Annotated in this window: 7 protein-coding genes; all 7 read left to right on the top strand. The window is 38.9% G+C overall.

What is annotated here, in order from left to right; translation table 11 throughout:
* Positions 1 to 47 precede the first annotated feature (47 nt).
* From wecB to PLZ15_01360, 7 genes are read left to right on the top strand one after another with little or no spacing between them, the layout of a single operon-like run.
* Positions 48 to 1118, top strand: a complete 1071-nt coding sequence (gene wecB / locus PLZ15_01390; GenBank protein HOI28383.1) for a UDP-N-acetylglucosamine 2-epimerase (non-hydrolyzing) — start codon at positions 48 to 50, stop codon at positions 1116 to 1118.
* Positions 1119 to 2093 (top strand): SDR family oxidoreductase, encoded by a 975-nt coding sequence (locus tag PLZ15_01385; protein ID HOI28382.1) that lies wholly within the window; start codon positions 1119 to 1121, stop codon positions 2091 to 2093.
* Positions 2093 to 2533, top strand: a complete 441-nt coding sequence (locus tag PLZ15_01380) for a dTDP-4-dehydrorhamnose 3,5-epimerase family protein (GenBank protein ID HOI28381.1) — start codon at positions 2093 to 2095, stop codon at positions 2531 to 2533. Before PLZ15_01385 ends, PLZ15_01380 begins: the two co-directional genes overlap by 1 nt.
* Positions 2534 to 2535: 2 nt before the next feature.
* Positions 2536 to 3390 carry an SDR family oxidoreductase gene (locus tag PLZ15_01375; GenBank protein ID HOI28380.1) on the top strand — a complete coding sequence of 285 codons (855 nt, stop codon included), beginning with the start codon at positions 2536 to 2538 and terminating at the stop codon, positions 3388 to 3390.
* Positions 3391 to 3392: 2 nt separating this feature from the next.
* The gene (locus PLZ15_01370; GenBank protein HOI28379.1) at positions 3393 to 5045 is read left to right on the top strand and encodes a hypothetical protein; all 1653 of its coding nucleotides are present in this window, start codon (positions 3393 to 3395) and stop codon (positions 5043 to 5045) included.
* Between the two features lie 22 nt (positions 5046 to 5067).
* Complete coding sequence (locus PLZ15_01365) at positions 5068 to 9486, top strand: glycosyltransferase (protein ID HOI28378.1); 4419 nt, start codon at positions 5068 to 5070, stop codon at positions 9484 to 9486.
* Entirely contained in the window at positions 9479 to 10999 is a 1521-nt protein-coding gene (locus PLZ15_01360) for a glycosyltransferase family 2 protein (GenBank protein HOI28377.1), read from the top strand. The genes PLZ15_01365 and PLZ15_01360 overlap by 8 nt, the downstream gene beginning before the upstream one ends.
* Positions 11000 to 11098: the final 99 nt, after the last annotated feature.

The raw sequence follows: 11098 nt of genomic DNA, 5'->3' as shown, positions 1-11098 counted from the left end.
TTTTACTGGTATAAATCTTGTCCTTTTGCTGGAAAATATTGGTGATTATGAGAATAGTTACGATTACGGGAATTCGCCCCGATTTTATACGGATGAGCAAAGTCTTTGAAAAGCTCGACCGGAATTTTGACCATATAATGATTCACACCGGTCAGCATTACGATGACGAACTGAGCCGCATCTTTTTTAACGAGCTTAAAATCCGTAAGCCCGATTTTACACTTGCTGCCGGATTGAACAGTTCGAATCACTACGAGCAGCTTTCCTATTTATCTAAAGAAGTGATCTATCTGCTCAAAAAGAAAAAAGTCAATCCGGACATCATTCTTTTCCTCGGCGATTCAAACTCTGCTCTTGTAAGCGCCCCTCTCTTTAAAGAAGGTTATAAGATCGGTCACATCGAAGGCGGAATGCGTTCGTATGACAGGAGAATGCCGGAAGAAGTTAACAGGGTTATTTGCGATTATGTCTCCGACCTTGTCTTTGTCTATACCCCTCTTTATAAAGAACGTTTAATTAATGAAAACAAAAGTCCCGATCAGATTTTTGTAGTCGGTAATACAATCGTAGAAATAGTTGAGCAGTATATGCCTTCAGGTTTGCGCAGCAGGGATTTTATTCTTGCCGATATTCACCGCAGCGAAAATCTTAAGAGTGCCGGCCAACTGAATCATATTCTGAAATACCTTAACCGGCTTGGTAAAAAGACAGGTCTGGAAGTGCGGCTCGTTAAATTTAACCGTGCGGTCAGGTTGATTCAAGAAAACGGTCTGCTTGATGATAAAAAGAATATAAAACTTATAGGGCCTTACGGATTCCTTGATTACCTGAACCTCCAGTACAATGCTTACGGAATTGTCTCCGATTCAGGTACGAGCCAGGAGGAATGCCCTCTGCTTGGTGTTCCAGTTGCGGTTCCAAGACTGAAAACAGAGAGACCGGAATCGGTCGAGAACGGTAACAGCATACTTATCGGCGAAACAGAGCCAGTTACGAAAATGGTTGACCGAACAATTTCTTTTTTCGAAAACTATTCTATTTCGCGAAAACAGACCAGATGGCTGGGAGACGGAAAAACGTCCGAAAAAATTATTAACATTCTAAAGAGGAAATTATAAATGAAAAATGTATTGATAGTTGGCGGTGCCGGCTACGTCGGCGGTGCAATTACAGATTTGATTCTGCAATCTAATTATAACGTTCGTGTTTACGATGCTCTGTTGTACGAAGATTCATTCAGAAAACCTGTCCATTTTGTTTACGGTGACGTGAGAGATCATGAAAAATTGCTGCCGCAGCTTAAATGGGCAGATGCGGTTGTATGGCTAGCTGCAATAGTGGGCGACGGTGCCTGCCAGCTTAATCCTGAATTAACAAGAACAATTAATCAGGACTCTGTAGCATGGCTGGCCGATAATTATGACGGCAGAATTATATTTATGTCAACCTGTTCTGTTTACGGTGCCCAGGATAAAGAATTGAATGAAACTTCATCTACAAATCCTCTATCAGTTTATGCCGAGACAAAACTAAACGCAGAAAAATTTCTTAAACATAAAAATGCAATAATCTTTAGACTCGGAACATTATTCGGTGTAGGCGATCTCTATTCAAGAATCCGTCTCGATCTTGTGGTGAATATTCTTACGGTTCGTGCATATCTCGAAGGTCAGATCAGCGTATTCGGCGGAGATCAGTTCCGGCCTCTCCTTCATGTAAAGGATGTGGCCAGAGCCGTTGTTATGAATCTTGAAAGCGAATATAAAGGTATCTTCAATCTTGCACGGCAGAATGTCCGAATAAGTGATCTGGCTTATCAGGTTAGGATGCACTTCCCGGATCTGATGATTGAAACAACGGATATGCCGTTTCAGGATACCAGGAATTACAGGGTCTCCGCCAAGAAAGCCGAAGATACATTCGGATTCAAATCGGTTCATTCGGTTGATGAAGGTATTGAGGAACTGAAGTACCTGGTGGAAACAAAAAGAATTAAAGACCTTAAGAGTCCACGCTATTCAAATCAGGCATACCTGAAAGAACATTATGAGGAATTAATGCTGAAAGTATTCGAAGAGGTAGAGGCTGCCTGATGACTGAACCTACTTTAATTAAAGGCGGATTGGCAGTTGATGACCGTGGTACGGTCGGATTCGTTAACGACTTCAATTTCGACGGCGTAAAAAGATTCTATACTGTTGAGAATCACAGACAGGGATTTGTCCGTGCATGGCATGCACATAAGAAAGAAGGCAAGTATGTAATGGTTATTAAGGGCTCGGCAATAATAGGTGCTGTTAAAATCGATAATTGGGAAAATCCTTCAAAGGATTTAAAAGTAAATCGCTTTGTGTTAAGTGAAAAAAATCCTTCCGTTTTATTTATTCCTGCGGGTTATGCAAACGGATTTATGTCGCTTTCTGAAGACACAAAAATAATTTTCTTTTCAACATCGGAGTTAAAAGATTCCCTTAATGACGATATCCGTTATGATGCTCATTACTGGGAAGCATGGAAAGTAGAGGAGAGATAGAAATGGAAAAAATAATGGTAATCGGTTCAACCGGAATGCTCGGCTATGCTGTCAGTTCCTATTTCAAAACAAACGACTATGATATCGTAGAGATTTCTCGCGATCAGTTCGATATAGCCAATGACCCTATCGATAAATTAAAATCGTTTATGATCGGAGTTGGTGTGGTTATTAATTGTGCGGGAGTAATTAAACCGACAATAGCTAAAAATTCAATCGAAAATGTTTTGAAAATAAATTCATTGTTCCCCAGGAACCTTGCTAAATTATCCGACCAGCTCGGAATTAAGTGCTTTCATATTACTACTGATTGTGTTTATACCGGAAGGAAAGGGAATTATTCAGAAGAGGATTTCTTCGATGCTGAAGATCTTTACGGATTGAGTAAGAATGCCGGCGAGAATAAAGACTGCATGACTCTCAGAACCTCTATCATCGGGGAGGAGAATAATCAGAGCCGCTCCCTGCTCGAATGGGCAAAGAGCCAGGCCGGTAAAGAAGTAAACGGATTTACTAATCATCTCTGGAACGGTGTTACAACACTTTATCTTGCAGAAATTATTGAGACTATTTTAACTCAGGGACTTTTCGAGAAAGGATTATTTCATATCCATTCGCCAAATACTGTCGATAAATATCAGTTGTTGCAGATCTTCAATCGTGCTTACAAACTGGAACTTAAAATTAATCCGGCTGAGGCAAAAGAACCGGTCGATAGAAGTCTTTCAAGCATATACGACCTTTCCAAAAATGCAGCAGTTAAAACAATTGAGCAGCAGGTAACCGAAATGCAGGAGTTTTTTTATTTTTTCAACAACGCAGCTGCAGTCGATGAACAATTAGTTGTCGGATTCTGAAGATGAGGTTTGATACAGATCTTTACACTGCAACCGGCGATTCGCCAGATAAGAGTTTGAAAGAGATTGATTGCAGAGATTGTGTGGAAGCGGATATTCCTGTCATTGCTGATATCTCAACGAGAATCATCTTGAAAGAATTGCCAACCAGTGTAATTTATGAAGTTTGTATTTCAAACCGGAGGTATATCTATAAGGTAATCCGGGAAAATCCGAATATGGATTTCAACCTCGTTTTCCAGTCATATACTAATCTCAGTAAAATGAATTCCAAGGAAGGACTGGTTAAAGTTTATAATTACCGGATCTCGGATGACAATGAAAGTTTTGAGATTCTAATGGAATACCTAGAGGATTACTTCGACGTCGAAACAATTCCTGAAGAGAGCAGACTTAGTTATGCCGAACAAATTTTTGAAATAATTGAAAATGTTATTTCTAATGATTTAATTCCTGTCGATTGCGGTCTGGCAAACTTTGTTACTAATGGTCATAAGGTTAAAATGCTCGATCTCGATTTTATGCTCGGGTGGGATCAGGTATCCTATTTCAATACGTGCTGGTTTGAATCACGGCTTGAAGAGTTAAAAAACTGGTGTCCAGCTATATCAGACCGGGCCGACAATCTCATCTTCACATTTAATTTAAGAAGAAAAAGTTTTTTCGAATCAATTCCATATAATCCCCTGACACAAAAAATAATTGAAGAAGGAGAACAATTACTGGTTGACGGTTATAGCACAAAAGCTATAGACTATTTTCATAAAGCTTTGCGCCTTTCACCTAATTCAGCCTCCTCGTACAATAATTTAGCGGTTGCATATTGGAATATGGATGATACTGAAAAGGCATTCCGGCTTCTGAAGATTGCATTGGAACTAGATCCTCTCAATCAAAACATTATGGCGAACTATATTGATGTTCTCAACTCAAAAAAAATGTATGATGAAATTGAAAAAATATCTGCGCCTATTAAAAATTATGAGTCAGAAATTCTAAACGGTTCGGATTTCAAAAGACTGAAAAATATTCAAAACGAAATTGATAGCTATTCTTATCCCTCTAACTACGCTTATGATATTATGAACCTAAAGCCGAAGGGAAGTCTTGAAACAAGAGTAGAATATTTTGTAAAGTACTGCCCGGAAATATTCGAACCGTGCAATAATTTGCTGTCGGTAGGAAGTTCATTGGGATATATGCTTCTGTTTCATTCCCACAAGGCCCGGAAATGCACCGGAATTGAACCTGACTTTAAAGCCAATGAAATAGTAAGAAAAGTCTGTGAATATAGAAATGTAAATAATATAGAGTTATTCACAGGTACATTTAAAGATTTTGAGAAGAAAGAGAAGTATGATCTTATCTGGATGGGAAATGTTTTTCAGTATATGTATGTCGATTACGGATGGCGGGTCGCATGTGAACTGGCGGAAATATCGGATGGAAGATGCGTAATTGAAGCCCCTTTTGAAGGTGAATACCTTAAACAACAGTCACACCTGAATGCCAACTGGAAAAATGATGTGATGATGAATGAATATACGTTTGCCCGTTTCGAATTTGAAATGAAAAAGTATTTCGATCTGGTCTCTGTAAATCCTTCCGGAACGGATCCTGTTAACAGGCTACTTGTTGTTCTATCAAGAAAATAAACATTAAAATAAAAACTGGACTATGACATCACACAAAGTAAAAAGAGAAGAACTCTTTGAGATCGTAAAGGAAAAAATCCTGCCCGCAAAAATTGTAGGTGATATTGGCTGCGGCATTCGACCTCAGGACTTTATTGAACCACTATATCATTTATGCATCGATCCTCATTATCAATATCTTGAACACGTAAGAGACAAATTAAAATCCGGTGTTAATTACTCGTTTGTTAATGTCGATTGGGCTCGGGCAATTCAGATATTCCCGAAAGATTCAATAGAAACGATTTTCCTGCTGGACGTGATTGAACATCTGGAAAAAGATCCGGCACTTGCATTAATAAAACAGACTGAGCAAATAGTTACAAAGCAGATAGTTGTTTTTACCCCGTTGGGTTTTATTGAACAAAATCACGAAACAGAGAAAGATGCGTGGGGACTTGATGGAGGGAAATGGCAGGAGCATAAATCCGGCTGGCTCCCTGAAGATTTTGGTGAAGGATGGGAGTTTTATATTTGTGAAGATTTTCATACACACGATAATGAGGGTGTTCAATATGAAATACCGAAAGGAGCTTTTTTTGCAATTTACAACTCGCCAAAGACTTCTGTTGAAATCAAACCGGTATTTACTGTCGTGGTTCCAACATATAATCAGGCTCAGTATTTAGGCCATGCGCTGGATAGTCTTATTAATCAATCATTTCCCCTCTGGGAAGCCGTCGTGGTTAACGATGGAAGCACTGATTCCACGCCTGAGGTAATGGAAGAATATTTCCGAAAGGATAAAAGGATAAGATGTTTTCACAAAGAGAATGGCGGTGTTGCGACGGCTCTTAATGTTGGAATTAAAAACTCAATGGGGAACTGGATCTGCTGGCTTTCATCAGACGATCTTTTCGAACCGGATAAACTCGAAACTCATTTTAAAGCAATTAACGATTATCCAGAAATAAAATTCTTTCACAGTCACTGGTATCTTCTACTTGAAGAAACAAAACAGAAAATCGCACCGCCGCTATGGCTTCAGATACCGCCAACGGAATTTCAGGTCACACGATTCTTCTGGGCTAATTATATCCACGGTAATGCTATTGCTGTTCATCGAACTGTCTTCGATCAGGTAGGATTGTTTAACGAATCGCTCAGGCAGGGACAGGATTTTGATATGTGGCTCAGGATTTCAGCGCGGTTCGTTTCTTTTTACATCGACAAACGAACCTGTGTAACCAGAATCCATAAGGGGCAGACAACAAACTCATTCGTTGAAGGCGGAGTGCTCGATTCCACCCGCTCGCTTGTTCAGTTTTTAAATCAGAATCCGTTGGAAGTACTTTTTCCGTTTACAGATTTCAATAATCCTGCGAATGCAGTTAAGGTTATCAATGAAGTAATCTATATATCAACTAAACAGGATGCTTTTCTATACCGCTGCGGTTATACGACAGCACTTGCCGAAAGAACTATGGAATGGTTCTCGCGGAAGTACCCGGTTGAAATCCGTGAAAAAATATTCCCCTTTATTAAGAAAATGGTGAGTGATTACCTGGATCAGCCATTTCCCGAAGAGATAAAAAAAATTCTGAAATTATTTTTAAGCAAAAAAAATATTTTATATGTAAATCATGATTTTATAGCTCTTACTAAAAATTACGTTTTGCAACTGATAACTGCCGGTGATCAAAAAAAAGCCAGGGCTATAGAAACGTATTTGGTTAAGATAACCGGCGGCAATCAATCTGGTGCCGATGGCGGAACTTACATTCCGCTGCTTCCGCAAAATTCAAAAAACGGCTCATTGGAAATGCTTGCGCCCGAAAGTATTCAACACTGGCTTGTTGAGCCGGGTGGTATGCTTGATAATTCAATTAAACATACTATGTCTGTTAAGTGCAAAAAGTGTGATATCCCTTTCAATATCTTTTTTGAATATGAAATGGGGATAAATTCAAATGTTCAGAGCTTTGTCTGTCCGACTTGCCGGCAGGACTACTCATACAGTGATACAAATTTCGATAATGATTTTGTAACATTTAATCATAACAAGACTAAGAATGAAGTTCCGATTAACAGAAGCAAAATAAAGATTGCATATTTTATTCGTGATGCTTCTGTTCTAGGAGGCGGAACAAAAATATTATTTAAGCATATCGAATGGCTTACCAGACTGGGAGCCGGGGTAATCATTTATTCATTTGCCTCTAAACCGGATTGGGTCGATTCAAATCTTAAATATTTCAGAATTAATAGTGAAAAGGAAATTAAAACCGGCTTAGATCTTTATATTGTATTTAGCATTTATGATGTGCCGTTTATTCTAAACCGGATTCCGATTTCAAAAGTTGTTCATATCTGTCAGGGGTATGAAGGTTATCATTACGGCCGGAATTACGATGAACTTCGCGCTGATAAACATATTCTTACAAAACTTCATGCAATACCGGTAAGAAATATTTCGGTCTCCAACCATCTTGTGGATCTCTTCTATTCTAAATTCGGAAGAAGGTCGGAGTATATTCCCAACGGAATCGATCACAGAATATTTTCTTTTAAAGAGTTTGATAATAAAAGGGAACAGTCAATTCTCTTTGTCGGCAATCCTTTTCATCCCCTCAAAGGATTCGATTTTCTGGGATCGGCTATCCGTATGGTTCAGAATTCTCCATTTAAAGTCGACAATCTGAAGCTCTATATTGTGATGGGGTATGAACCGGATCATTTGGAAAAAATTTCTTCTCATATCTCGGACCAGATCGGATGCCCTGTTGAAATTAAGTTCAAATTGAAAAGCGAAGAGATAGCAGAACTGACCGGACGTGTAAGTATTGTAGTCTGTTCTTCATGGTACGAAGGATTCTCTATGCCTCTTCTGGAAGCAATGGCCTGCGGTACTCCTGTGATTACGACTAAGAATCTCGGGGCGCAAAGCTTCTGCAAAAACGGATTCAATTCATTAGAAGTAAATTACGGCGATGCAAATTCTCTTGCTCAGCATATTATTGATATCTGCTATAGAACAATTGATATTAAATCAAGATTGATGAACGCTTTCAATACATCACTCGATTACACAGAACATAATACGGTTGAGAGACTTGTTAAATCCTTTGAAAATCTTCTGAACATGAAATTCGATAGTTCGAAAGTTGATTCACTACTTGAACAATACAAAATAGAATTAGGAAAATTTGCATGCGAAGATTTGCCTGCCGCCGCTACTGAACCTCCTGAAGTAAGTATTGTGATCCCGGTTTTCAATCAGCTTGAGTACACGAAAATGTGCATCAACAGCATCCTGGAGACGATTAACAATAGAATTGAACTGATTATTGTAAATAATGCAAGTTCAGACAGTACTGCTGAATATCTTTCCGGACTTCGGCATGAGAAATTTGAACTTGCTATAGTTAATAATGAAGAGAATATCGGTTTCCCCGGAGCAGTTAACCAGGGAATTGAAATATCGAATGGGAAATATGTTGTTATAGCAAATAACGACATAATTTTTAACCAGGGCTGGCTCGATAGAATGATTGAGATCGCGGATAGCGATTCCAGGATTGGACTTGTAGGCCCGGTGAGCAACGAAGTAAGCGGTCTACAGAAGGATGAATCTGCGGATTATAACACGATTGAAGCAATGAGAAACTATGCGGAGAATCTACGCGAAAAAAATAGGCAGCAGACCCTTAACTTTCCAAGGCTCGCCTTTCTTTGTACACTTGTTAAACGTGATCTTATTAATTCAATCGGCGGGCTCGACGAAAGATTTTCTCCCGGTAATTACGAAGATGATGATTACTGTCTCAGAGCTCAACTGGCCGGTTACAAAGCAGTAATTGCAAAAGATGTTTTTATACATCACTTCGGATCGAAGAGTTTTAAAGCGGACGGAAATAACGCTTATGCCGAAAGACTCAATAAAAACCGGGCTGTTTTTGTAAATAAGTGGGGCGCAACACCGGAAGAGATATGGCTCGAAAACAGATCCGTATCGCCACGTCAGTGTTTTTATCCGGTTAATAAAGATCAGTTTTTAAAATATTTTGAGCGGACAAAAATACATCTTGCTGATAACGAATTTGAACTCGCCGAAGACTCAATTTATTATGCCGTAAGACACTTCGCTCCTGATAATCCATTCATCGCTTATGAAGACTTACTCAACCTCGGTGGTAACATATCGCTGGCAATTAATAATCTTGAGAGAGCTGCGGAATATTTCGAAAAAGAACTGACGGAAAATTCGAATTCTTCCCAGGCTTGTGTAGGATTAGGTCAGGTGCTATTTCAGGGTGAAAAGTTTGAACAGGCTAAATTGATGTTCGAGTGGGCGCTGAAGTATGATGAGTCGAATGAACACGCGCTGAAATTTCTTAATGAAGTAAATGAAAAACTCGGTCTGCAAATCAATCATATAACTCTGGTCGAAACAAATGAATAAGCTAACTCTCTCCATGATTGTTAAGAATGAAGAGAAGTATCTGGAAGGGTGTCTTCAGTCAGTTACGGGTATTGTGGATGAAATTGTGATTGTTGATACCGGTTCTGCGGACAGAACAATTGAGGTCGCAAAAAAATTCGGCGCGTCAGTATTTCATTTCAAATGGGTAAATGATTTTTCGGCTGCAAGAAATTTTGCCTTGAGTAAATCGAACGGCGACTGGATCCTTTACCTTGATGCTGACGAGAGACTAATGCCGGAATCGAGGAATGAACTGCTCGATATTATTAAATCGTCCGGAAGATCGGGATACAATTGCATTGTAAAGAGTCTCGATTCCGAAAACGGGCGGGACAATCAGATGACCTATGTACGGCTCTTTAAAAATTCCGGTGAGATCCGGTTCAAAGGATCCGTACATGAACAAATCCTTCCGTCACTCCTGGATTGTGATTATCGGATTCTTGATTCATCAATATTAATCGAACATATCGGTTATAACATTTGCCTGGAAGGTAAAAGGGATAAGGCGCTAAGAAATCTCGAGCTTCTCTTAAAAGAATATGAAAGTGTCCAGACGCCTTATACCGCATTTCAGCTCGCTCTTACTTTTGAGATTCTGGATAATTACAGCGAAGCCAAAAAATATTTTGAGATTGCGGCGGGATCAACTTCTTTTAGCGCAATTTACAGAGCGCATGCTTATACTTCGCTCGCACTTTTTTCTCACAAAGAGCATAATTCCGCTGCTGCCGAAAATTTTCTAAAACTTTCATTTGAGCTTAGACCGGAAGATCCGTTCTCAAATCTGCTGGGCTCTAAAATATCGATAAGAAAAAACGATTGGAAAAAAGCTCTTGATTACTGCAGGAATGCTGAACGCTTCAATCAGCTTTTATTAAAGGGAAGCGGTAATAAGGAATATTCAGTCTATTTGAACCCTGAAGAAATTGTTTTATGCGGACTGGTAATTGCCAGAAGTACAAATTCTACAGAGCTTCTAAAACAATATTATCGAAAGCTCATTGAATTTGTTAATAGTCAATCTCCCAATAAACCGAACCCGGTCTCAACTGTTCTTAATAAAATATTTAATGACTCAGAACTGAATTCATTCGAATCACAAATTCTGGTTGATTATGCATCGCAGAGAAATCTTTTTTTAATTCTTCAACTATTGCGATTTTATAATTCATCAGGATCTAAGGGAAAAATTCTTGAAAAACTGAACGACATTTTCCCTTCAAATGTTGAAATAATGAAAGTTCTGGCAGAGTTTTATCAATCTGTGAATCTAATCGCAAAAGCTTCTTGTATCTATATAGAATTATCCGCTCAGCAGGTTGACGACCCGTCAATCTACTTTTATCTTCTTTCCTACCATATATCCGAAGGGAACTATGATGATTTTCTGAATATCATGGAATTAATTGAGCGGAAATATGGGAATATACCCGAAGTAGCCGACCGTATAAATCAGATCAGAAGCAGACTTGTAAACATTCCTGATTAGTCATATCAATTTATCTTTAAACTTTTTCAGCATCCAACCGATAATATAACTGAGAAAAAAATCTCAACAAATAACGGTTCAGGCAAGGATGCCTGGGCA

It is taken from the genome of Melioribacteraceae bacterium (assembly GCA_035362835.1).
Lineage (GTDB): Bacteria > Bacteroidota > Ignavibacteria > Ignavibacteriales > Melioribacteraceae > DSXH01.
Note: the sequence above shows the minus strand (reverse complement) of the source record. Positions and strands in the feature narration are given on the sequence as shown.